Source organism: Ornithinimicrobium pulveris (genome assembly GCF_050261105.1).
Taxonomy (GTDB): Bacteria; Actinomycetota; Actinomycetes; order Actinomycetales; family Dermatophilaceae; genus Ornithinicoccus.
Window position 1 is genome coordinate 2057253 of sequence record NZ_CP189837.1, and the last position, 23663, is coordinate 2080915.

A 23663-nucleotide genomic window follows, 5' to 3' on the forward strand; every position below is an offset into this window, starting at 1 on the left:
CCCGCGGGCAGGTTCGAGATCGATGGCCTCATCGAGCGCACCGCCGCTGATCTCACCCTGATGTGCTCCGAACAGCGTGTCTCCGCATCCGCCACCAGGATCACCGACACCGCCGGCTTCCTCTACGTCGCGCCCGACGTGGCCGAGGACGACCTGCCGGTCCTGACCTCGACCTGGGAGGAGGACGGCGAGTTCCGCAGCTTCCACGCCAACACCGATCCCTCCCGTGGTCCAGCCCTGGAGGTCGACTACGACGGCACCCACCTGCGCGCCAGTGGGGTGGGGTACGAGATGGCTGACAGCGGCCGTGAGAACCCGATCACCTTCAGCATCGACCTGCCCTGCACCTATCAGCAGGACGAGTTGCTGGAGCAGCTCAACACTCCCTGATCAGGTGATCCGCTCCAGGTGCCGCAACGAGCGGACCCCTCGCTCCAGGTGCCACTGCAGATAGGCCGCGACCAGCCCGCTGGCCTCGCTGCGGTGTCGGCGCTGGCTGGCGTCGGCGATCACCCACTCCCCCAGGAAGAGCGCACGCAGCAGGTCCAGCGTCTCCGGCGCGGGCGCGCTTGAGCCGGGCGGACGGCATACGGGACAGACCGAACCACCGGAGGGGACGTGGAAGGCGCGGTGCGGACCACTCATCCCGCACCGGGCACAGTCGGTGAAACTGGCCCGCCAGCCGGCGATCGCCAGGGCGCGCACGAGATAGGAGTCCAGGACCAGGCGCGCCTCATGCTCCCCCGACGCGAGCGCCGACAGGCCCCCAGCCAGGAGAGTGAAGTGTCGGACCGCGGCCTCGCCCTCCTCGGTGAGTTGTTCGCACGTCTCGAGCATGACGTTGGCGGCGGTGAAGGCGGGATAGTCGCGCGCGATCGCCTCCCCATAGGCAGCCAGTCCATCGGCCTGGGTGATGGTGTCGAGGTTGCGGCCCTCATAGCACTGGACGTCCACGACCATCCCCGGCTCCAGCCGGGCGCCGAACTTGCTCTTGGTCCGGCGCACCCCCTTGGCCACGGCGCGCACCTTGCCGCGACCGCGGGTGAGGAGCGTGACGATCCGGTCGGCCTCACCCAGCTTGTGCGTGCGCAGCACGATGGCTGCTTCGCGGTAGGTGGGCATGGGAGGCATTCTCCCACCGCAGCGGACGGCGCGGGCTCAACGCACCCCGCGGGTCCGGAACTGGATGCTGATCCGCGGCCCGACCGCCTGCTGGGTCTTGGGCACGCAGTGGTCCCAGGTGCGCTGGCAGGAGCCACCCATCACGAGCAGGTCACCGTGGCCCAGGACGTGCCGGATGCTCTCCCCACCTCCGCGCGGTCGGAGCAGGAGGGCACGCGGAGCGCCGAGGCTGACGATCGCCACCATGGTGTCTTCGCGGCTGCTGCGCCCGTGCCGGTCACCGTGCCAGGCGACGCTGTCGCGGCCGTCGCGGTAGAGGCACATGCCAGCCGTGACAAAGGGCTCTTTGAGCTCCGGGCGGTAGTGGGCATTCAGATCACGCCGCGCCTGCTCGAGCACGGGGTCGGGGAGCCGCTCACCCTCGCGATAGAAGCGCAGCAGCCTGGGCGTGGTCACCTGCTTGTCCCACATCTGACGCTCCTCGCCGTGCCACTCCACCCGCGCCGGCCCACCCAGGCACAGCCGGGAGAACAGCTCGTCCGAGCCGGTGACCCAGCCCGGGCGGACATCGATCCAGGCGCCGTGGTCGAGGGTGGTGCGCCGCACCGCCCCACCCAGCGTGCGCACGCCGATCTCGTCGACCTGGTCCAGCAGTGATCCCTGCAGCAGCATGTCACCATCGTGCGACATGCGTTCGGATTGCGCAAGTGTGTTCTATACCGATGCCTGCAGCACCGCCCTCACCTCGGCCGCATCCGCGCAGGCCAGAGCGCGATCGGCGAGATTCTCGTAGTCGGCGAGCGAGCCGGTCCGCAGGCGCTCTTTGACGATCGGCACCGCGGCCGGGGAGACGCTCAGCTGGCGCACCCCCAGCCCGACGAGCAGTCCGGCGATCTCGGGGTCCCCGGCCATGGCACCGCAGACCGCCACATCGATGCCCTCAGCGACGCTGTCGGCCACCTCCTGGATCATGCGCAGGACCGCCGGCTCCAGGTTGTCCGACCATGCGGCCAGCTCGGGGTTGCCGCGCTCGGCAGCCAGGACGTACTGGCTCAGATCGTTGCTGCCGATCGAGACGAAATCCAGCCCGGTGTCCTCGGTGAGGACTCGTGCGCGCAGCGCCGCGGCTGGGACCTCGATCATGATCCCCACGGCCAGCTCAGGGGGAATCCCCGCCAGGCCGGCGCGATCCGCGGCCACGCGCAGCAGGTCCAGAGCCCGCCGCACGTCCTCCCGGGTCGTCACCATCGGGAAGAGCACCTGCACACGGTGGTCCACCGCGACCCGGCAGATCGCCTCGAGCTGGTCGAGCAGGGCGTCCGGCTCGGTGGCGAAGGCCCGCAGGCCGCGCGCTCCCAGGAAGGGGTTCTCCTCGGTCACCGTGCGGATGAACGGCAGCGGCTTGTCGCCACCGACATCCCAGGTGCGGATCGTCACCGGGTGCGGGGCCATCGCATCGGCGATCGCGGCATACACCTCCTGGTGCTCGGCCACCGTCGGCGCCTGCCGCCACTGGCCGAAAACCGCCTCGGTACGGACCAGGCCTGAGCCGTCGGCCCCCATGCTCGCCCCGAGCCTGGCCGTGGCCAGCGAGGACACATTGGCTTCCACCTGCACCTCGGTGCCGTCGGTCGTGCGCACCGGTTCTCCGGCGCCGGCCATCGCCCGTTCCCGCTCCTCCCGTCGGACACGCAGGAGTTCCTCGAAGTGCGCCACCACCTCCGGGCTCGGGTCGATCTCGACCCGGCCGCTGCGAGCGTCCATCCCGACCACGGTTCCAGCGGCCACCTCGGCCAGCTCACTCCGGCCGGTGAGCACCGGCATTCCCCTTGCGGTGGCGATGAGAACACCATGGCCGGTCGCCCCGCCCCGGGTGGTAAGCACCCCCCGGACCGCCGTGGCGTCCAGCGCGATCGCCATCGCCGGGTCCAGCTCATCGACGAAGAGCACACCCTCGCCGATCGCCTCCGGCTCCTCGACGCCGAGCAGGATGCGCAGCACCCGCTCGCCGATCGAGCGCACGTCCTGGGCACGTTCCCGCTGGTAGGCATCGTCCAGCTCCTCGAAACCCGCTGCCGTCGCCGAGATCGCGTCCGCCCACGCGCGCGCCGCCGACGCCCCGGCCTCAATCCCGTCGTCCACCCGACGGGTCAGCTCGGGATCACGGAGCAGCAGGGCGTGGGCGTCGAAGACCTCGGCCTGGCCGGTCCCCAGGTGGCGACGCGCTTGCTCGGCGAGCTCGCCGAGCCGCTCGACCGCCTCGTCGACTGCGTCGCGCACCGTGCGCTGCTCGGTTTCCGGATCCTTGGCCGGACGGTCGTCCGGATCCAGGTCGACGTCCACCCGCACCACCGGCCCGATGGCCGCCTCCAGTCCCGAGCCCGCGATCCCCGGCTCGGTCGAGGTCGCCGGGCTCGTCGCCTCCACGTCGGCCAGGGGCTCCGCAGGGGCAGGGTGGTCGCCGAAGGCCTGCGCGGCCAGCTCGACGAGGTCGTTCAAGACCTCCTGAGCCCGCGGCCCGCTCGCGGTGGCCTCGAGCACGTGTCCCTGGAGCGCGCCCAGGGTCGCGAGCCCGGACAGGCTGAGCGCGTCGACGGCTGGGCCGCCCGTGCTCAGGTTGCGAACGCTCACGACTGTCTCCGGCCCGTATGGCGCAACGCACCCGACCACGCGCGCCGCCGGACGCGCGTGGAGGCCGTGCTCCCCGACAACCGACAGCTCGACCGAGGGGCCAGTGGGCGGTTCGTGGTCCTCTCCGCTACCGGCGCCGGCGCCGCCAGCGGACAGGTCACCGCCCGGGCCGCCCCGACCGGACCCCTCGCCAGCATCCTCCTCACCGAGTTGAGCCGCCTTGGCTGCCAGGCCTGCCCGCGCCTCGCGGGCGGCGGTGTCCAGGTCGGCCCCCGCGGCGGCCGAGACCACCGCCTGCACCAGCCCCTCGACCAGCGGCGCCGGGCTCAGCCGCACCTGCTCAGCGACCTGCGGATCCACGAACTCCAGCGCCATCTCGGCCGAGAGCACCGCGCTGCCGAGGTCTAGCAGGACCAGGACCCCGTCTCCGCCTGCCGCCTCGGCGGCGCGGGTGATCGCCTCGCTGACTGCGGCCGCGTCGGTGCCCAGCGTCGTCTCGTCCAGGCCCGCCGCGATCTCGATCGCCGGCGCCCCGTCCGGGGGCGCCATCTCCGAGGCGAGCGCCACCGCGGCCTGCGCGAGGGCGTGACTGTGCGAGACGACCACCAGGGCGATCACGGGTAACTCCTCAGCTCAGGGTGCGGGCGGCCGACTCCAGGAGGATGGTGGCGCTGCTCGCACCCGGATCGATGTGACCAGCGCTGCGCTCACCCAGATAGGACGCCCGGCCCTTGCGGGCGACGAGCGGCTCGGTGGCGTCGCGTCCCCGCGCCCCGGCCTCCGCGGCCGCCTGGAGACTGTCCGCCAGCGACGAACCCGACCCTGCAGCTCCCTCGAAGGCCTCTAGAGCTGGCGCGAAGGCGTCATACATCGTCTTATCGCCGGCCTCGGCCTTGCCGCGAGCCACGATGCCCTCGATCCCGGCGCGCAACGCCTGTCCGACCTGGGCGGCGCCCGCGTCGTCGGTGGCGGCCAGCGGTCCGGCCAACCGCAGGAAGAAAGTGCCGTAGAGCGGCCCGGAGGCGCCGCCGACGGTGCTGACCAGGGTCATCCCGACCTTCTTCAGGTAGGTGTCGATCCCCTCGAACTCCTCATCCTCGGCCAACCTGGCGCAGGCGGTGAAGCCGCGCGCCATATTGGTGCCGTGGTCACCGTCGCCGATGGCACGGTCCAGGTCGGTGAGGTGCTCGGACAGCTCCTTCAGCGTCGCGGACGCATCGGCCAGCCAGTTCTGGAAGGCGGTCAGGTCTGCCACGATCAGACCCCCCAGCGCAGGCCAGCGGTGTGGACCGGGGCGTCCCACAGGCCCAGGATCTCCTCGTCGGCGCGCAGCAGCGTCACCGAGCACCCCGCCATCTCCAAGGAGGTGATGTAGTTGCCGACCAGCGAGCGCGCGACGCCGACGCCACGACCCTCCAGCAGCTTGGCCACCTCGTGGTACATCACGTACTGCTCGATCAGCGGCGTGCCGCCCATCCCGTTGACGAAGGCGATGACCGGGTCGCCGCCCAGGTCACCCAGGTCCTCCAGGACCGGGGTCACCAGCATCTCGGCGATCTCGGCCGCGCTGGCCAGCGAACGCCGCTCCCGGCCGGGCTCGCCGTGGATCCCGATCCCGATCTCCATCTCGTCCTCGGCCAGCTCGAAGGTCGGCTTGCCGGCAGCCGGCACGGTGCAGGAGGTGAGCGCCATCCCCATCGAGCGGCCGGTGCCGTTGACCTTCTCAGCCAGGGCTACGCACTCATCGAGGGAGCGACCCTCCTCGGCCGCAGCGCCGACGATCTTCTCCAGCAGCACGGTCAGCCCCACGCCACGCCGACCGGCGGTGTAGAGCGAGTCCTGGACGGCGACGTCGTCGTCCACGACGACCGCCTTGACCTGCGTCCCCTCGGCATCGGCAGCCATCTCGGCGGCCATCTCAAAATTCATCACGTCGCCGGTGTAGTTCTTGACGATGTGCAGCACTCCGGCCCCACCGTCCACGGCCTGGGTGGCGGCCTGGATCTGGTCGGGCACCGGGGAGGTGAAGACCTCTCCGCAGCAGGCGGCGTGCAGCATCCCCAGACCGACATAACCACCGTGCAGCGGCTCGTGGCCAGAGCCTCCGCCGGAGACCAGGGCGACCTTGCCCTGGACGGCTCCCCCGGCCCGCAGCACGAGCTTGTGCTCGAGGTCGGTGGTGAGCAGGTCGGGGTGGGCAGCTGCCATCCCGGCCAGTGATTCGACGACGATGTCGGCAGGATCGTTGAGCAGCTTCTTCATGCGCCCACTCTGCCACGATCCGGCGCCACCGCGCCGGGGAATCGACCTCAGAATCCGAGTCGGTCCAGCGCCTTGGGATCGCGCTGCCAGTCCTTGGCCACCTTGACGTGCAGATCCAGATAGACGCGGTGGCCGAGCAGCTCCTCGATCCCGGCCCGCGCGGTGCTGCCGACCTCCCGCAACCGGGAACCACCACGGCCGATGATGATCGCCTTCTGGCTGGGGCGTTCGACGTAGATGTTGACCCGGACATCGCTCATCGGGTCATCCTCGGGCCGGTCCTCGCGCTCGACGATCTCCTCGACCTGGACCGCCAGGCTGTGCGGCAGCTCATCGCGCACGCCCTCCAGCGCGGCCTCCCGCACGAGCTCGGCGATCATCACCGTCGTCGGCTCGTCGGTGAGCTGGTCGGTCGGGTAGAGCTGCGGCGACTCCGGCAGGTAGCTGGCCAGCAGGTCCGCGACCTCGTCCACCTGGTCACCGCGCACGGCCGAGCAGGGGATGATCGCATCCCAGTCGCCGATCCCGTCGATGGCCATCAGGTGCTCGGCGAGCCGGTCGCGGCTCACCGCATCGGCCTTGGTCGCGATCGCCACGACCGGCACCTTGCGCACCTGGTGCAGGTCGGCTAGGTCCTTGGCGATGAAGGTGTCCCCCGGCCCGACCCGCTGGTCCGAGGGCAGGCAGAAGCCGATCACGTCGACCGACAGCAGGGTCTCGCGGACCAAGTGGTTGAGCCGCTGTCCGAGCAGCGAGCGCGGCCGGTGCAGCCCGGGGGTATCCACCAGGATCAGCTGGGACTCCTCGGTCGTGCGGATCCCCCGGATCGTGTGCCGGGTGGTCTGCGGCTTGGAGGAGGTGATCGCCACCTTGGTGCCGACCAGGGCGTTGGTCAGGGTGGACTTGCCGGCGTTCGGCCGGCCGACGAGGCAGGCGAACCCGGCCCGGTATGGCGTTTCCTGGCTCTGCGTATCCACGCTCGCTACTCCTTGCTCCGGTCGGACGGCTCGTCCGGTGTGGGGTCGGACCGATCCTGCGCCCTTGCCGTGGCCGCTGTCGGCGTCTCGGTCTCGGCCGGCGCTTGGGTTCCGGTCTCAACGCTTGTTGCGTCATCGGTTTCGGTTTCGGTCTCGGTCTCGTCCACCTTACGGACCAGCACAGTGGCGACGCGGCGGCGACGGCCGGCCATCCGCTCGGCAGTCAGCTCCAGGCCGGAGACCTCGCCTGAGGATCCCTGGATCGGCACCATCCCGATCACGGTGGCGAGCAGTCCGCCGACGGAGTCGACGTCCTCGGTCTCGATCTCGACGTCGAACATCTCGGCGAGGTCGTCGACGGGCAGGTTGGCGGGGACGCGCACGAGCTCGTCACCGTCAACTCCCTCGAGGACCTCGACCTCGAGCTGGTCGCGGTCGTACTCGTCGTTGATCTCCCCCACGATCTCCTCGACGACGTCCTCGATCGTGATGAGTCCGGCTGTGCCGCCGTACTCGTCGATGACCAGAGACACGTGCTGGCGGTCGCGCTGCATCTCCTTGAGCAGGTCATCGACCCGCTTCATCTCCGGCACCCGCTGGACCGGCCGCATCACCTCGGTGACCGCGGTCGTGCGGGCAGCATCGCCGTTGGCGTTCACCGCCCGGGCGACGTCCTTGAAGTAGAGCATCCCGAGCACGTCGTCGGTGTCCTCACCGACCACCGGCACCCGGGAGAAGCCGGAGCGCAGGAAGAGCGACATCGCCTGCCGCAGCACCTTCTCGGCCTTGATGGTGACCAGGTCGGGGCGCGGCACCATCACCTCGCGGGCGACCGTGTCGCCCAGCTCGAAGATGGAGTGGATCATCTCCCGCTCCTCCTCCTCGATCACCGAGGAGTCGCCGGCGAGGTCGACGAGTTCGCGCAGCTCGGACTCGGAGGCGAACGGGCCTTCGGAGTAACCCCGCCCGGGGGTGACGGCATTACCGAAGAGCACCAGCAGCTTGGCGATCGGCCCGAGGAAGAGGCGCAGCAGACGCACGACGGGAGCCGCGGTGAGCGCCACCGCGTCGATGTGCTGACGGCCCAGCGTCCGGGGCGAGACCCCGACCACGACGAAGGAGACGACGGCCATGATGCCGGTCGCGATCAGGCCGGTGCGCAGGTGCGAGTCGGTGACCATGTCGGCGGCCACGGTCACGGCCACCGCGGTGGCAGCCTCGGCGGTGACCCGGACGAAGGTGGCGACCGCGAGGTAGGGCGCGGGGTCTGCGGAGATCCGCACGAGCGGGCGGGCGCCCTTGCGGCCCTCCTCGAGCAGCTGGACAGCCCGCTGGCGGGACACCCGCTGCAGGGCGGTCTCACCGGCGGTGAGCAGGAAGGCAATGACCGTGGTGGTGATCGCCAGCAGGATGAGGGGGGTCACGACCGCCCGGCCAGGTCGTCGCCCGCGGCGGTCGTGCGGCCACGCTCGGCGAGGAAGGTCAGCAGCAGGGTGCGCTGCAGATCGAACATCTCCCGCTCCTCATCCGGCTCGGCGTGGTCGAAACCGAGCAGATGCAGGATGCCGTGCGTGGTGAGCAGCAGCAACTCATCGCCAACGGCGTGGCCGGCTGTGACCGCCTGCGCGCGGGCGACGGACGGGCACAGCACCACGTCGCCCAGCACGCCCTCCTGCGGCTCATCGCCGTCGCGTCCGGGCCGCAGCTCATCCATCGGGAAGCTCATCACGTCCGTCGGCCCTGGCAGGTCCATCCACTGCTCGTGCAGCGCGGCCATCGCGGCCTCGTCAACCAGCGTGATCGTCAGCTCGGCCCGGGGGTGCACCCGCATCTGGTCGAGCACGTGCCGGCCGAGGTCGGACAGCTCCTGCTCGGGGACCGGAGAGGGAACCTCACCGGACTCGTTGAGGACCTCGACGCTCACCGGCGCGGCCCTCGCTGCTGGCGCGAGTCGAAGCGGTCGTAGGCGTCGACGATGTCCCCGACGAGCCGGTGCCGCACGACATCTTCGCTGGTCAGATGGGCGAAGTGGATGTCATCGACGCCGTCCAGGATCTGCTGCACCACCTTGAGGCCGGAGGTGGTGCCACCGGGAAGGTCGACCTGCGTGGTGTCCCCGGTCACGACCATCTTGGAACCGAAACCGAGGCGGGTGAGGAACATCTTCATCTGCTCGGCCGAGGTGTTCTGCGCCTCGTCCAGGATGATGAACGCCCCGTTGAGGCTGCGCCCACGCATATAGGCCAGCGGCGCCACCTCGATGGTGCCCGCAGCCATCAGCCGGGACAGCGACTCGGGATCGACCATGTCGTGCAGGGCGTCGTAGAGCGGCCGCAGGTAAGGGTCGATCTTGTCGGTGAGGGTGCCGGGCAGGAAGCCCAGCCGTTCCCCCGCCTCGACGGCCGGTCGGGTCAGGATGATCCGGTTGACCTGCTTGGCCTGCAGCGCCGCGACCGCCTTGGCCATCGCCAGGTAGGTCTTGCCGGTGCCGGCGGGGCCAAGCCCGAAGATGATCGTGTTGGCATCGATCGCCTCGACGTAGTGCTTCTGGTTCAGCGTCTTGGGTCGCACGGTGCGGCCGCGGCTGGAGACGATGTTCATGGTCAGCACGTCGGCCGGGCGGTCCGCGGTCGCGGTCCGCAGCATGCCCACGCTGCGTTCGACGGCGTCGCGGTTGAGCGGCTGGCCGCGGCGGATCATGTCGAGCAGCTCATCGATCAGCCGCTCGACCAGCGCCAGCTCGCCAGACTCGCCCTGCAGCCGGATCTCGTTGCCGCGCACGTGCACGTCGACCTTGGGGAAGGCGCGCTCGATCGTGCGCAACATCTCGTCGCCAGGACCGAGGAGAGCCACCATCGGGGTCTCCTCGGGGATGACGACCGTGTGCGTGGGTCGCGCCTGGGTCCGCCCCGCCCGCTCGGCCGCCCTCAGGTCCGAAAAGTCAGCATCTGTCATCAGGGCACCCAGTCTAGACGGGCCCGCCCACACACCCCAGTCGTTTCGCGACCAGCACACCACCGTGGCCTTGCCACGGACTCATCCACCGACCGGTCGGGCCCGGATCGCCGCCAGCACCGACACTGCTCCCACCGCGGCGGCGACCACGAGGGTGGAGACGAAGGCGGAGTGGGGAGCCACGGCATACTGGAGACCGAAGACGACGCCGGTGACGGCGAGGGCGAAGGCGCTGGTGAGCGCCTCCCCCACCTGTAGGGCAGAGGAGTTCCGCCCGACCTCGGCCTCCGGGGAGAGCCGGAGCGTCAGCAGCGAGGTCGTGGGGTAGGCGGTGCCCAGACCGAAGGTGGCGGCGGCATACAGGACGATGATCGACCAGCCCGGCCAGGACCCCCAGACCGCCAGCGCGGTCACCACCATCAGGACGGTGTAGACCACCACGCCCACGACCATCACGCGGTAGCGATCGGTGGTCGGACCAAGGCGACCCTGGAGGAAGGACCCCAGCGCCCACGCCACCGATGCCGCGGCGAGGATCCCGCCCGCCTGCGCCGGTGAGTAGCCGTGCTCGTCCCGCAACATCAGCGGCAGGTAGGCCTCGGCGGCGATGAACGAACCCCCCAGGGCCGCCCGCACGCCCACGACCGACGGCAGCCCGCGCGCCAACCGGAGCGCCCCGTGCGGCAGCAACTGCCAGCTGGCGAGCACCAGGAGCACGAGGGCGACCGCACCGATCGCCCACTCGCGGCCCTCGACCGACTCACCGGAGAGGTTCAGGAGGCCGACCGAGGCCGCGGCGACCACGGCCCAGCCGATCGTGGTGGGACGCAGGAAACCCGAGCCGTCCCCGGGTCGGGTGCCACGCAGTGCGGGGAGCAGGACGAGCAGCGAGATCGCGACCAGCGGCGCCACGCCGAGGAAGACCCAGCGCCAGGACAGGTACTGGACCATCGTCCCCGTCAGCAGCGGCCCAACCAGTCCGGGGACCACCCAGGCCGCCGCGAGCAGGGAGAAGACGGCCGGCCGCGAGACGTCCGGCACCCGCTGGGCGATCACCACGTAGAGCGCCACGCTGGCCAGTCCGCTGCCCAGCCCTTGGAAGGCCCGGCCGACGCAGAAGATCTGCATCGTGGGCGCGAGGCCGGCGATGAGCAGGCCGAACGCGAAGGTGAGCGTGCCCACCAGGACCACCGGCCGCGGACCGGAGCGGTCGGACCACCAGCCCGCCAGCATCATCCCGACGATGCTGGCGGCCACGGTCGCGCCGAAGGCCATGTTGTAGAGCGCGTAGCCGTTGAGCGCCTCGGCGATGGTCGGCATGGCGGCGCCGACCGCGATGTACTCCAGCGCGAAGAGTGAGATCAGCGCCGCGGCGCCGATCGAGGCCGAGCGCAGACCGGGGCTGAAGATGGAGGGCCGGGCGGGCGCGACGCTGGGGTCGGGTCGGTCCAGCCGGTCGGCCATGGGCGCAGCCGAGGTGGCTGGCGGCGTCGTGGGGTGCGGGGGCTCGGGCGGTGGCTCAGGCAGCGTCTGATGCGGGTCCTGCGGCGTCCCGCTCACCGCCACCTGCCCCGGGCGTTGAGCACCGCGAGCGCGGCGGGGCCGGCGGTGGAGGTCCGAAGGACGGTGCTGCCGAGCCGGACCGGGCGCGCGCCGGCATCGGTGAAGGCCGCCAGCTCTTCGGGCGAGATCCCGCCCTCGGGACCGACGACGAGCAGGACGTCGCCGGCCGCGGGCAGGTCGATCGCCCCGATCGACTCCTGCGCTTCCTCGTGCAGGACAAGCGCGAGCGCCGCTCCCCCGATCCGCCCGAGGACCGTATGCCGCGTGGCCGGCTCCGCCACGACCGGCACCCGGGCGCGGCGGGACTGCTTGGTCGCGGTCAACACGGTCTGCTCCCACTTGCGGTGCGCCTTGGTGCCGCGATCGCCACGCCAGCGCACGATCGAGCGGTCGGCCTGCCAGGGCACGACCTCGTCGACGTCTAGCTCGGTCGCTGCCTCGATCGCCATCAGGTCCCGCTCGCCCTTGGCCAGCGCCTGGATCAGCACCAGCCGTGGCGAGGGCTGGGGCAACTCGCGCAGGTCGTGCACCGCCAGCTCCAGCTCCCCGCGACGGGCCTGGGTGACCTGGCACACGGCATACCGGCCGGCGCCGTCGGAGATCAGCACCTCCTCGCCCTCGGTGAGGCGCTGCACGTCGGCGGCGTGGCGACCCTCCGGGCCCTCCAGCAGGACCGAGGTGGTGCCCTCGGCAAGGGTGCCCGCGGGCACCAGGAACAGGGGCGCGGTCACGGGCCGGTGCTCACCGACCGCGCAGGGCGTCCCACAGCTTGCCCTTGCGCCCGTGGGCCGAGCTCATCCGGCCCTCGGGGCGGGTCTCGCCGCGGTCCTCGGCGAGCTGCTGGAGCAGTTGGCGCTGGGTGTCGCTGAGCCGGGTGGGCACCTTGACGTCGAGGTGCACGATCAGGTCGCCCCGCCCGACGCCGCGCAGATGAGTGACCCCGTGCTCGCTCAGGGTGACGGTCTCCCCCGGCTGGGTGCCAGGAGCGACCTCGATCGTGCTCTGGCCGTCGAGGGTCTCCACGGGCAAGCTGGCGCCGAGCGCGGCCGCGGTCATCGGCACCTCGACCGAGCAGTGCAGGTCGTCGCCGCGGCGCTGGAAGGTCTCGTGCGGGTGCACCGCGATCTCGACGTAGAGATCGCCGGGGGCGCCCCCGTAGGGGCCGACCTCGCCCTCGCCGCCGAGCTGGATGCGGGTGCCGGTGTCGACCCCGCCGGGCACCTTGAGGGTCACCTCGCGGCGGGTGCGCACGCGGCCCTCGCCGGAGCAGTCGAAGCAGGGGTGCTCGATGACGTCGCCGTAGCCGCGGCAGGCCTGGCAGGGGCGGGAGGTCATCACCTGGCCGAGGAAGGAGCGCTGCACCTGCTGGACCTCGCCGCGGCCGGCGCAGACCTGGCAGGTGCGCGTGCCGCTGCCCGGTTGGGCGCCGGATCCGGTGCAGGTGGAGCAGCCGATCGCGGTGTCCAGGGTGAGGGTCTCCTCGCCGCCGAACACGGCGGTCGGCAGGTCCACGTCCAGCCGCACCAGGGCATCGTGACCGCGCTGCACCCGCGAGCGCGGGCCGCGGGCGCCGGCGGCGGTCCCGCCGAAGAAGGCGTCCATGATGTCGCTGAAGGAGAAGCCCTGCCCGAAGCCGCCGGACATCCCGCCATAGGGGTCCTGGCCGCGGTCGTAGGCGGCGCGCTTGCTGGCGTCGGAGAGCACGTCGTAGGCCTGGCTGACCCGCTTGAACTCAGCCTCGGCGTCCGCCCCGGGGTTGACGTCCGGGTGCAGGGTCCGGGCCTTCTTGCGGTAGGCCTTCTTGATCTCCTCGATGGTGGCCTCGCGGGAGACTCCGAGATCGGCGTAGTAGTCGTTCACGTGGGTTCGGGCGTCCTTGGGTCGTCGGTCGCGGGTGCGCTTCGGGCAGGTTGGGGGCTGGCCGCGGGGCGCGGCTCAGGTGGTCAACGTCAGGGCGGGTCGCCCGTATGCCGCATCCTGGCTGTGGGGTGGCTCACGGCTCACCCGTCCAGGATCTCGGCGACGTAGTGGGCGACGGCGCGGACCGCCGCCATCGCCTGCGGGTAGTCCATCCGGGTCGGGCCGACGACGCCCAGGCCGCCGGACACGCCATACCGGGTCGTCACGACCGAGGTCGTGCGCAGCGGCTCGTAGGGGTTCTCGGCGCCGATCGAGACGGCGATGCCGTCCTCGTCGATCGCGGAGAGGCTGCTCATCAGGCGGAGCAGGACGACATGCTCCTCCAAGGCGTCCAGCACCGAGGAGAGGCTGGTCGGGAAGTCGCTGCCGACCCGGGCGAGGTTGGCGGTGCCGGCGAGCACCACCCGCTCCTCGCTCTCCTCGAGCGTGGAGTCGGCGAGGGCTGCCGCGACCGCCTCGACGAGTGCCTGGTCGGCCGGGGGTGTGGCGTCGATCAGCGCCTGCAGGCGCGGGGCCAGGGTGGCCAGCTCCTGGCTGACCGCGACCTCGTTGACGCGGGTGCGCAGGTCGGCGATCAGACTCGCACCGTCCTCGCCGGTCAGGTCGCGGCCGGTGTCGACCACGCGCTGCTCCACGCGGCCGGTGTTGGCGATGAGCACGACCATCAGGCGAGGGCCGCCGACGGGGACGAGCTCGACGTGCCGGACGGTGGAGCGGGTCAGCGAGGGGTACTGCATAACGGCGACCTGCTGGGTCAACCCGGAGAGCAGCTTGGTGGTGCGCAGGACGACGTCGTCGAGGTCCACGGCGCCGTGCAGGAAACGCTCGATCGCGGTCTTCTCAGCGCGGGTCAGTGGCTTGACGGCGGAGAGGCGGTCGACGAAGAGGCGGTAGCCGGCATCCGTGGGCACGCGGCCGGCGCTGGTGTGCGGGGCGCTGATCAGCCCTTCCTCCTCCAGCACTGCCATGTCATTGCGGACGGTCGCGGCGGAGACGCCGAGCTGGTGACGGTCCAGGAGCGACTTGGAGCCGACCGGCTCGGAGGTGCGGACGTAGTCCTGCACGATGGCGCGCAGGACCTGCAGACGACGATCCTCGCTCACGGCTCTCCTCCCGACCTCGACTCGGCACTCCCCCCCAGATTGGCACTCCGGAGTGTGGAGTGCCAAACCTGGGGTGGGTCGTGGCGGGCTGCTCAGACCTCGCGTGGGTGGGTCATCTCCTTCGGCACCACCCAGGCGTCGAACTCCTCCTCGGTGAGATTGCCCGAGGCGATGGCGGCCTCGCGCAGTGACAGGCCTTCCTTGTGGGCGTGCTTGGCGATGGCGGCGGCCTTGTCGTAGCCGATGTGGGGGTTGAGGGCGGTGACCAGCATCAGGTTGCGCTCGAGGTTGGCCTCGATGTGCTCGGTGTGCGGCTCGATCCCGACCGCGCAGTGCTCGTCGAAAGAGCGGGCGCCGTCGGCGAGCAGCCGGATCGACTCCAGCACCGCGTGGGCCATCACCGGCTTGTAGACGTTGAGCTGGAAGTTGCCCTGACTGCCACCGAAGGCCACCGTCGCGTCATTGCCGTAGACCCTGGTGACCACCATGGTCAGCGCCTCGGCCTGGGTCGGGTTGACCTTGCCCGGCATGATGCTCGAGCCGGGCTCGTTCTCCGGGATGGTGATCTCTCCGATCCCCGTGCGGGGGCCCGAGGCCAGCCAGCGGACGTCATTGGCGATCTTCATCAGGGCAGCCGCCAGGGTGCGCAGCGAGGCGCTGACGGCGACCAGTTCGTCGTGGGCGGACAGGCTGGCGAAGAGGTTGGGCGCCTGGTGGAAGCCCAGGCCGGTCTCCTCCTTCAGGTAGGCCGCGCAGGTGGTGCCGAAGTCGGGGTGGGCGTTGAGCCCGGTGCCGACCGCGGTGCCACCGATCGCCAGGCGCAGCACGCCGTCGTGGGCGTGCCGGACCTCGTCGAGCGCAAAGTCGAGCTGGGCGACCCAGGCGCCGATCTCCTGCCCGAGGGTGATCGGCGTGGCGTCCTGCAGGTGCGTGCGGCCGGTCTTGACGACATCGGCGAACTCCTCCGCCTTGGCGGCCAGGGTGTCCCGCAGGTGCTCCACCGGGGCGAAGAGCCGCTCCTGCAGCTCCAGTGCCACCGCGACGTGCATCGCCGTGGGGAAGGTGTCATTGCTGGACTGACCCCGGTTGACGTGGTCGTTGGGGTGCACCGTGCGATCAGCCGTGAGTTCACCGGTGAGGATCTCGTCAGCCCGGTGCGCGATCACCTCGTTGCTGTTCATATTGCTCTGCGTGCCGCTGCCCGTCTGGAAGACGACGAGCGGGAAGTGGTCGTCGAGCTCGCCGCGGACGACCTCATCGGCAGCCTCCACCATCGCCTCGCGCGCCGTCGCGTCCAGAGCGTCCAACTCGCCGAGATCGGCATTGGCCCGCGCAGCGGCCTTCTTGAGCAGCCCGAGCGCCCGGATCATCGGCCGTCCCCAGACGAAGGTGTCCCGGCCGATGTCGAAGTTGCCCAGGCTGCGCTGCGTCTGCGCCCCCCAGTAGCGGTCCGCGGGGACCTCGATCTCGCCCATGCTGTCGCGTTCGGAGCGTGTGCCCATGCTCCCCACGCTATCCCCACCGAACGCGCGGCATGCCCCTGCCCAGCCCCACCGAACGCGCGGCATGCGCCTGCCCAGCCCCACCGAACGCGCGGCATGCGCCTGCCCAGCCCCACCGAACGCGCGGCATGCGCCTGCCCAGCCCCACCGAACGCGCGGCATCCCCTTCTGGGCCACGGTCCGGGCGAGCCTCACCCGTCGCACCAGCCACACGGCATACCGTCGAGGGTCGTGACGAAGCCGATTCGAGGGTTGTGAGGGAAAGGCGTCGAGGGTTGTGATGGATAGGTACGGAGCAGACGTGCTCGCCGGGGACTGGCGGGCTCCCAAGCGTGGGCGGGCCAAGCAGGTCGAGGCCGAGACCGGGCTGGTCGTCGAGGATGTCGACACCGGCTGGTGCGGGGCGATCGTGCGGGTGGAGAAGGCCGGCGGGATGCGGGTCGTCCACCTCGAGGACCGCCGTGGCCGGACCAAGGGCTTCCCGCTGGGGCCAGGCTTCCTGATCGACGGCGCTCCGGTCGTGCTCACCGCACCGACCGCCGAGCGGCGGGCCCAGGTGCAGGCAGCCCAGCAGGCCGCCAGCCGGACAGCCAGCGGCTCGGTCAGGGTCGTCGGCCAGCAGGCCAGGGTGGCCAGCGGCTCCCGGATCTGGGTCGAGGGCCGCCACGATGCCGAGCTGGTCGAGAAGGTGTGGGGCGACGACCTGCGCGTCGAGGGGGTGGTCGTGGAGATGCTGGACGGCGTCGATGACCTCGCCGCCGAGATCCGCGCCTTCGCCCCCACCGCGGACCGCCGGCTCGGGATCCTCGTCGACCACCTCGTCCCAGGCACCAAGGAGAGCCGGATCGTCGCGCAGGCCCAGGAGGTCAGTCCGCACGCGCGGATCCTCGGCCACCCGTATGTCGACGTCTGGCAGTCGGTGAAGCCCACTCGCCTCGGGTTGACCGAGTGGCCGGTGATCGAGAAGGGCCGCTCCTGGAAGCACGGCATCCTCGAGGAGCTGGGTTGGCCGCACGCGAACCAGGCGGATGTCGCGCGCGGCTGGAAGAAGATCCTGGGTGTTGTGCGTTCCTACAGTGACCTGGAACCAACGCTGCTCGCCAGCGTCGAAGAACTGATCGACTTCGTGACGGTTCCCTAACGCAACCACCGTCCCTGCGAAGCCACCCACCCCTTCGACCACGCCGCCCCCGCTCACCACCCAGGAGGGACCATGAGCCAGCAGTCCGACCGCACTTACGGCTACGAGCCGCCGAACCCCCACCAGCCCCAGCAGCACGCCCGCGGCCCGATGGCACCCAACCCGGGCGCCGACGAGCGCACCATGATGCTGCTCGCCCACCTGGCCGCCCCGGCCTCCCTGCTGATCTCCGGCGGCTGGCTGCCCTTCCTCGGGCCGCTGCTGATCTGGCTGTTCTACAAGGACCGCAGCAAGGCCGTCCGCGTCGCCTCGGCCGGTGCCTTCAACTACAACGTCTCGATGACGATCGTCAGCTGGATCCTGTGGTTCAGCGTGATCATCACCTTCGGCCTGGGGCTGCTGTGGGCCGTGCCGATCTGGATCGCGATGATCATCCCGCACATCAAGGGCGTGCTCTGGGCCAACCGGGGCGAGGTCTACGACTACCCGTTCCAGATCCGCCTGCTCAGCTGAGGGCGGCGGGGCCAGCCCCACTGACCCCATCCGCCCCAACCCAGCGGCGTGTCAAGCACGACACGCCGTTGGCCCACAAAATTGTTTGCGCAACCCCTTGCATTTGCCTCGGGAAGGGCGTAGACATCTCTCTACGCACTCCTTCGGGAGAGCGGATCGCAAGACTCGTCGAGGATTCGATGATGTGATTCGGTGCCTGCACCGGATCGCGGACAAGCCCTGGTGATGCAGGGTGCGAGCCTCAGGCACCTTCGCGATCGTCCGGCGTCATCACCGCTGGTCCGTGGCCCGTTTCGCGAACTCATACTTCGCGAAACGGGCCACACCCTTCTCACCAGGGGTTGCACGCACCTGACTCTTGCTTGGCGCTCAGGCCCTGCTGGCTCATACCCGGCAGGGTCTGTCGTCATTGTGGGTGCGGTCGGTGTCCCGAGGCTGTATGCCGCATGGCGTGTCGGTAAACAACGCCCGCCGAATCCTGACCTGGCTGTCAGGCCGCCAGCAGCCGATGGACGACGGTGTCCGCCAGCAACCGCCCGCGCTGCGTCAGCACCACGCGCCCCCGGACGGCCGCCGCACCTTCCACCAGGCCGTCGGCGATGAGCCCGGCCACCGCCCGCCGCCCCTCCTCGCGCAAGACCTCGACCGGCAGGCCCTCGGCCAGCCGCACCCCGAGCAGCACGAGCTCGTCGTAGCGCTGCTCGGCAGCCAACTTCTCACGCGCGTGGGCCGGGCTTACACCTGAGCCCAGCCGGTCGGCATACGCCCTCGGGTGCTTGACATTCCACCAGCGCACCCCGCCGACGTGACTGTGCGCACCCGGGCCGACACCCCACCAGTCGCCGCCGCGCCAGTAGGCCAGGTTGTGGCGACACTCTGCCCCCTCGCCGGGACGCGCCCAGTTGGAGATCTCGTACCACTGGTAGCCCGCCGCGGACAGGACCTCATCGGCCAGCTCGTACTTGTCCGCCTCATCGTCGTCCTCGGGCTCAGGAACCTCACCGCGACGCACCTGGGCGGCCAGTTTGGTGCCCTGCTCCACCACCAGTGCGTAGGCCGAGACATGGTCGGGCGCAAGGGAGGTCGCGAGCTCGAGGCTGGCCCGCCAGTCGGCGAGCGACTCCCCCGGCGTCCCGTAGATCAGGTCGAGACTGACCTGCATCCCGGCCGCCCGGATCGCCGCGACGGACGTCGCGACATTGGCCGGGTCGTGCGTGCGGTCGAGCGTGCGCAGCACCTGCGGGACGGCCGACTGCATGCCCACACTGACGCGCGTGAACCCTTGTGCCGCAAGCACATCGGCGACGTCAGGCGTAATCGTGTCCGGGTTCGCCTCGGTCGTCACCTCGGCGTCCGGCGCCAACCCCCACCGGTCCCGTATGCCGCCGAGCAGCTCTCCCAGCACGCTCGCCGGGAGCATGGTCGGGGTGCCACCGCCGAAGAAGACGGTCGAGACCGCGGGCGGCTCCCCCGGGGCCAGCACCCGAGCCGCCAGGTCCAGCTCCGCGTGCGCCGAGCGGATGAAGTCTGCGGTCAGACCGCCCCGCGACCCCTCGACCACACCGAGTTCCTCCTGCCCCAGCTCGGGCAGGGTGTAGGTGTTGAAGTCGCAGTAGCCGCACCGCACCCGGCAGAAGGGGACGTGGACATAGAGCGAGAAGGTGCGCTGCGCCATACCGGACAGGGCGGTGGGCGGGAGCGCGCCGTCGGCGGGCGCGGGATCTCCCGGGGGGAAGGCAGACGGCATTGCTCCAGTCTCCCATCCGCACCCGAGCTCGCAGCCCGCAACCTGACACCCTGTGTTCACCCCGTCGCGCTACTGTCGTCCGCGTGCAGCAGCGGCTTCGCGAATACATCGACCGGCTCCGGGACGAGGGCTACACGGTCCGCGACGACGGCGGCTCCGATCCCGACCTGATCACCCCCGACGGCAGCGCAGTCGACACCTGGCGCGAGGACTACCCCTACGCCGAGCGGATGACCCGTGACTACTACGAGGTCGAGAAATGGCTGCTGCAGGTGGAGCTGCTGAAGTTCCAGTACTGGGCCAAGGACAACGGCAGCCGCCACATCCTGGTCTTCGAGGGGCGCGACGCGGCCGGCAAGGGAGGCTCGATCAAGCGCTTCACCGAGCACCTCAACCCGCGCGGCGCGCGCGTCGTCGCGCTGAACAAGCCCACCGAGGTCGAGGCCGGGCAGTGGTACTTCCAGCGCTACGTGCAGCACCTCCCCACGGCCGGGGAGATGGTCCTCTTCGACCGGTCCTGGTACAACCGCGCCGGCGTGGAACGGGTGATGGGCTTCAGCTCCAATGCCGAGTACGAGACCTTCATGGAGCAGGCGCCGCTGTTCGAGAAGATGCTGGTCGACTCCGGCATCTCCATCACCAAGTTCTGGTTCTCGGTGACCCGGACCGAGCAGCGCACCCGCTTCGCGATCCGCCAGCTCGACCCGGTGCGCCAGTGGAAGCTCTCGCCGATGGACCTGGAGAGCCTGGACCGGTGGGAGGACTACACGGCGGCCAAGGAGGAGATGTTCCGCCGCACCGACAGCGACTGGGCGCCGTGGACCACGATCAAGTCCAACGACAAGAAGCGTGCGCGGATCAACGCGATGCGGATGTTCCTGAGCCAGTACGACTACGACGGCAAGGACCCAGACGTCGTGCTGCGGCCCGATCCACGCCTCGTCAAGCGGGCCGCCCACGCGGTGGGCGACTGATCAGACGCGCACGTACGCCAGATCAGTGATCGCCCGACCGGCCTCGGTCCCGCGCCGTTCGAACCTCGTCACCGGCCGCAGCGGCGCGCGCTCGGTGGAGACGAGCCGCAGATCCTCGCGCGCGTCGAGCACCTCGCGCATCGCCTCGGCGTAGTCGTCCCAGTCAGTGGCCAAACGCCATACGCCATCCTCGGTGAGGACGTCGCGCACAGTGGTCGCGAAATCGTCGCTGACGATCCGCCGCTTGTGGTGCTTGGTCTTGGGCCACGGGTCGGGGAAGAAGGTCCAGACCTCGTGGGCGCTGCCCGGCTCGAGGATGGTCTGCAGCGCGAGCGAGGCGTCCGCCTCGATCACCCGCACGTTGGGCAGCGCCGGGCCACCGGTCGCCGCCTCCATCTTGGCCAGCGCGTGTCCGATCCCGGGCCGCCAGACCTCGAACGCCAGGAAGTCCCAGTCCGGGCGCGCGACGGCGCCCGCGACGAGGGCGTCGCCCGAGCCAGGGCCCACCTCCACGACGAGTGGCGCACGGCGGCCGAAGACCTCCCCCACGTCCAGTCGGTATGACGTTTCCACCACCGTGGACGTGTCGCCGTGGGCGCGGGGCACGGTGAGGACGACCTCCCGGCTGAGCCGGTCCCAGGCCGCCTGGTGGGTGCGCGGCATACGGCCTCCGCGGCGGGTGAAGGACCGGGTGCGGGCGAGTGGCCGGGGCCCGATGACCGGGTGGCCGAGGGCGTAGTGACCCGGCGGCGGCTGCGGGGGCGAGGTGGGCTGCGGGGAGTCGGCGGACCCCTCGCTCACTTCTTCGCCTTCTCCACCGCGGAGGCGTCCTGAGAGAGCGCGGCGATGAAGGCCTCCTGCGGCACCTCGACGGAGCCGACCATCTTCATCCGCTTCTTGCCCTCCTTCTGCTTCTCCAGCAGCTTGCGCTTACGGCTGATGTCACCGCCGTAGCACTTGGCGAGCACGTCCTTGCGGATCGCGCGGATGGTCTCCCGGGCGATGACGCGCGAGCCGATCGCGGCCTGGACCGGCACCTCGAACTGCTGCCTGGGGATGAGCTCCTTGAGCTTGCCGGCCATCTGCACGCCATAGGCGTAGGCCTTGTCCTTGTGCACGATGGCGCTGAAGGCGTCGACGGTGTCGCCCTGGAGCAGGATGTCGACCTTGACCAGGTCGGCCTCCTGGTCCCCGTCGGGCTCGTAGTCCAGCGAGGCATAGCCTCGGGTGCGGGACTTGAGGGCGTCGAAGAAGTCGAAGACGATCTCGGCGAGCGGGAGGGTATACCGCATCTCGACCCGCTCGGGCGAGAGATAGTCCATGCCACGCAGGGTGCCGCGGCGGCTCTGGCAGAGCTCCATGATCGCGCCGATGAACTCACTCGGCGCGAGGATCGTGCCGCGGACCACCGGCTCGGTGATGCTGGCGATCTTGCCGCCGGGGAACTCGCTGGGGTTGGTGACCTCGACCTCGGTGCCGTCGTCGAGGCGGACGTCGTAGGAGACGTTGGGCAGGGTGGAGATCAGGTCGAGGTTGAACTCGCGCTCCAGCCGTTCACGCACGATCTCGAGGTGGAGCATGCCGAGGAAGCCGACGCGGAAGCCGAAGCCCAGCGCGGCCGAGGTCTCCGGCTCGTAGACCAACGCGGCGTCGTTGAGCTTCAGCTTGTCCAAGGCGTCGCGCAGGATCGGGTAGTCCGAGCCGTCGATCGGGTAGAGCCCGGAGAAGACCATCGGCTTGGGGTCCTTGTAGCCACCCAGCGCGGTCGCCGCCTGGTTGCGCTCGCCGGTGATCGTGTCACCGACCTTGGACTGGCGGACGTCCTTGACGCCGGTGATCAGGTAGCCGACCTCGCCGACGCCCAGGCCCTTGCTCGGCACCGGCTCGGGGCTGATCACACCGATCTCGAGCAGCTCGTGGGTGGCCTTGGTCGACATCATGGCGATCCGCTCGCGCGGGGAGAGGTTGCCGTCGACCACCCGGACATAGGTGACCACGCCGCGGTAGGTGTCGTAGACCGAGTCGAAGATCATCGCGCGGGCGGGGGCGTCGGCATCGCCGACGGGCGGCGGGATCTCGGCGACGATGCGGTCGAGGAGCTCCGGCACGCCCTCTCCGGTCTTGCCCGAGACCTTGAGCACGTCCTGCGGGTCGCAGCCGATGAGTCCGGCGAGTTCCTCGGCATACTTCTCCGGCTGGGCCGAGGGAAGGTCGATCTTGTTGAGCACCGGGATGATGGTGAGGTCGTTCTCCATCGCCAGGTAGAGATTGGCAAGGGTCTGCGCCTCGATCCCCTGCGCCGCGTCGACCAGCAGCACGGCGCCCTCGCAGGCCGCCAGGCTGCGGCTGACCTCGTAGGTGAAGTCGACGTGCCCGGGCGTGTCGATCATGTTGAGGATCAGGGTCTGGTCCGGCACCGCCCAGGGCATCCGCACGGCCTGGCTCTTGATCGTGATGCCGCGCTCGCGCTCGATGTCCATCCGGTCGAGGTACTGGTCGCGCATCTGCCGCTGGTCCACGACCCCGGTCTCCTGCAGCATGCGGTCGGCCAGCGTGGACTTGCCGTGGTCGATGTGGGCGATGATGCAGAAGTTGCGGATGAGTTCAGGCGGCGTGGAGGCCGGCTGGGGCACCGTGGTCGGGCGGGCGAGCGGGGACACGCTGGTTTTCAACCTCAAGAGTGCTGGACGGTATGCCGTGTGGCCGGGCAGTCCGCCCAGTGTCCCACGGACCGGGGCCGGGGCCGGAATCGCGGCCGGGATGAGGGGTGGGGCGGCGTGGCCTCAGCCGCCGAGCTGGACGAAGGCGCGCAACGAGCCGTCGCCGTGATCGCGGATCTCGGTCCACCCCAACGACTCGTAGAAGGCCCGCTGGCGATCCTCGTCATCGGTGAGCAGGACCTTTTGCCGGCACCGCTCGAACGGCTCGAGGGCGGCCTGGACCAGGGAACGGCCCACGCCCTCACGCTGAAGCTCGGGTCGCACGAGCACGTCCTGCAGGTAGGCGATGGTCGCGCCGTCGGAGACCACCCGGGCCAGACCGAGGAGTTCTTCGCCGTATCGGGCGGTCACGACGTGGGTGGAACCGGCGACCGCGGCTTCGAGGAGCTCGGGGTCCTGGGTGTATGTCGTCCACCCCACCGCGTCGTAGAGCTCGACCAACTCGTCCCTGGTCGGCAGGGAGCCGGCAGCAATGACGATCTCGTGAGCACCCACCCGCTCAGGATAGTCGGGCAGGGATGGCTCGTCGTCGT

22 protein-coding genes are annotated in these 23663 nt (G+C 70.4%); 4 read left to right on the forward strand and 18 right to left on the reverse strand.

The features are described 5' to 3' along the window. Positions 1-60 precede the first annotated feature (60 nt). Positions 61-390, forward strand: coding sequence for a hypothetical protein (locus tag ACQBAT_RS09565; protein WP_420748105.1), 330 nt, complete (start codon positions 61-63; stop codon positions 388-390). On the opposite strand, the gene recO is transcribed toward ACQBAT_RS09565, so the two are convergent. The 14 genes from recO to fumC all read right to left on the reverse strand — a co-directional run bounded on the left by recO (position 391) and on the right by fumC (position 16035). Then, positions 391-1122 (reverse strand): DNA repair protein RecO, encoded by a 732-nt coding sequence (gene recO / locus ACQBAT_RS09570; protein WP_420748104.1) that lies wholly within the window; start codon positions 1120-1122, stop codon positions 391-393. Between the two features lie 36 nt (positions 1123-1158). Beyond that, a complete protein-coding gene (locus ACQBAT_RS09575; RefSeq protein WP_420748103.1) occupies positions 1159-1794 on the reverse strand; it encodes an alpha-ketoglutarate-dependent dioxygenase AlkB in 636 nt (211 codons plus the stop codon). 42 nt (positions 1795-1836) lie between these two features. Continuing rightward, the gene (ptsP, locus tag ACQBAT_RS09580; RefSeq protein WP_420748102.1) at positions 1837-4371 is read right to left on the reverse strand and encodes a phosphoenolpyruvate--protein phosphotransferase; all 2535 of its coding nucleotides are present in this window, start codon (positions 4369-4371) and stop codon (positions 1837-1839) included. A 10-nt stretch (positions 4372-4381) separates the two neighbouring features. Beyond that, positions 4382-5008 carry a dihydroxyacetone kinase subunit DhaL gene (gene dhaL / locus ACQBAT_RS09585; RefSeq protein WP_420748101.1) on the reverse strand — a complete coding sequence of 209 codons (627 nt, stop codon included), beginning with the start codon at positions 5006-5008 and terminating at the stop codon, positions 4382-4384. A 2-nt stretch (positions 5009-5010) separates the two neighbouring features. Continuing rightward, the gene (dhaK, locus tag ACQBAT_RS09590) at positions 5011-6015 is read right to left on the reverse strand and encodes a dihydroxyacetone kinase subunit DhaK (RefSeq protein WP_420748100.1); all 1005 of its coding nucleotides are present in this window, start codon (positions 6013-6015) and stop codon (positions 5011-5013) included. Between the two features lie 47 nt (positions 6016-6062). Continuing rightward, a complete protein-coding gene (gene era / locus ACQBAT_RS09595; RefSeq protein ID WP_420748099.1) occupies positions 6063-6992 on the reverse strand; it encodes a GTPase Era in 930 nt (309 codons plus the stop codon). A 5-nt stretch (positions 6993-6997) separates the two neighbouring features. Next, on the reverse strand, positions 6998-8416 hold the full coding sequence (locus ACQBAT_RS09600; RefSeq protein ID WP_420748098.1) for a hemolysin family protein: 1419 nt from the start codon (positions 8414-8416) through the stop codon (positions 6998-7000). After that, the gene (ybeY, locus tag ACQBAT_RS09605) at positions 8413-8916 is read right to left on the reverse strand and encodes an rRNA maturation RNase YbeY (RefSeq protein WP_420748097.1); all 504 of its coding nucleotides are present in this window, start codon (positions 8914-8916) and stop codon (positions 8413-8415) included. The genes ACQBAT_RS09600 and ybeY overlap by 4 nt, the downstream gene beginning before the upstream one ends. Next, on the reverse strand, positions 8913-9947 hold the full coding sequence (locus ACQBAT_RS09610) for a PhoH family protein (protein WP_420748096.1): 1035 nt from the start codon (positions 9945-9947) through the stop codon (positions 8913-8915). Before ACQBAT_RS09610 ends, ybeY begins: the two co-directional genes overlap by 4 nt. 81 nt (positions 9948-10028) lie before the next feature. Further along, positions 10029-11411, reverse strand: a complete 1383-nt coding sequence (locus tag ACQBAT_RS09615) for an MFS transporter (protein WP_420748095.1) — start codon at positions 11409-11411, stop codon at positions 10029-10031. A 92-nt stretch (positions 11412-11503) separates the two neighbouring features. Beyond that, positions 11504-12241 carry a 16S rRNA (uracil(1498)-N(3))-methyltransferase gene (locus tag ACQBAT_RS09620; protein WP_420748094.1) on the reverse strand — a complete coding sequence of 246 codons (738 nt, stop codon included), beginning with the start codon at positions 12239-12241 and terminating at the stop codon, positions 11504-11506. Positions 12242-12251: 10 nt separating this feature from the next. Beyond that, a complete protein-coding gene (dnaJ, locus tag ACQBAT_RS09625) occupies positions 12252-13370 on the reverse strand; it encodes a molecular chaperone DnaJ (RefSeq protein WP_420748093.1) in 1119 nt (372 codons plus the stop codon). A gap of 140 nt (positions 13371-13510) precedes the next feature. Further along, a complete protein-coding gene (hrcA, locus tag ACQBAT_RS09630) occupies positions 13511-14533 on the reverse strand; it encodes a heat-inducible transcriptional repressor HrcA (RefSeq protein ID WP_420748092.1) in 1023 nt (340 codons plus the stop codon). Between the two features lie 92 nt (positions 14534-14625). Beyond that, positions 14626-16035 carry a class II fumarate hydratase gene (gene fumC / locus ACQBAT_RS09635; protein ID WP_420748091.1) on the reverse strand — a complete coding sequence of 470 codons (1410 nt, stop codon included), beginning with the start codon at positions 16033-16035 and terminating at the stop codon, positions 14626-14628. A 277-nt stretch (positions 16036-16312) separates the two neighbouring features. Between fumC and ACQBAT_RS09640 the strand changes: the two genes are divergently transcribed. Continuing rightward, positions 16313-17176 (forward strand): DUF3097 domain-containing protein, encoded by an 864-nt coding sequence (locus tag ACQBAT_RS09640; protein WP_420748090.1) that lies wholly within the window; start codon positions 16313-16315, stop codon positions 17174-17176. Positions 17177-17248: 72 nt separating this feature from the next. Next, complete coding sequence (locus ACQBAT_RS09645; protein WP_420748089.1) at positions 17249-17689, forward strand: DUF4870 domain-containing protein; 441 nt, start codon at positions 17249-17251, stop codon at positions 17687-17689. 490 nt (positions 17690-18179) lie between these two features. On the opposite strand, the gene hemW is transcribed toward ACQBAT_RS09645, so the two are convergent. Next, positions 18180-19436, reverse strand: coding sequence for a radical SAM family heme chaperone HemW (gene hemW, locus ACQBAT_RS09650; protein WP_420748088.1), 1257 nt, complete (start codon positions 19434-19436; stop codon positions 18180-18182). Between the two features lie 83 nt (positions 19437-19519). Here hemW and ppk2 point away from each other — a divergent pair, with 83 nt between their 5' ends. Beyond that, complete coding sequence (gene ppk2, locus ACQBAT_RS09655; protein WP_420748087.1) at positions 19520-20410, forward strand: polyphosphate kinase 2; 891 nt, start codon at positions 19520-19522, stop codon at positions 20408-20410. On the opposite strand, the gene trmB is transcribed toward ppk2, so the two are convergent. The 3 genes from trmB to ACQBAT_RS09670 all read right to left on the reverse strand — a co-directional run bounded on the left by trmB (position 20411) and on the right by ACQBAT_RS09670 (position 23625). Further along, positions 20411-21211 (reverse strand): tRNA (guanosine(46)-N7)-methyltransferase TrmB, encoded by an 801-nt coding sequence (gene trmB, locus ACQBAT_RS09660; protein ID WP_420748086.1) that lies wholly within the window; start codon positions 21209-21211, stop codon positions 20411-20413. Next, a complete protein-coding gene (lepA, locus tag ACQBAT_RS09665) occupies positions 21208-23070 on the reverse strand; it encodes a translation elongation factor 4 (protein ID WP_420748085.1) in 1863 nt (620 codons plus the stop codon). The genes trmB and lepA overlap by 4 nt, the downstream gene beginning before the upstream one ends. Before the next feature lie 123 nt (positions 23071-23193). Then, positions 23194-23625 carry a GNAT family N-acetyltransferase gene (locus ACQBAT_RS09670; protein ID WP_420748084.1) on the reverse strand — a complete coding sequence of 144 codons (432 nt, stop codon included), beginning with the start codon at positions 23623-23625 and terminating at the stop codon, positions 23194-23196. Positions 23626-23663: the final 38 nt, after the last annotated feature.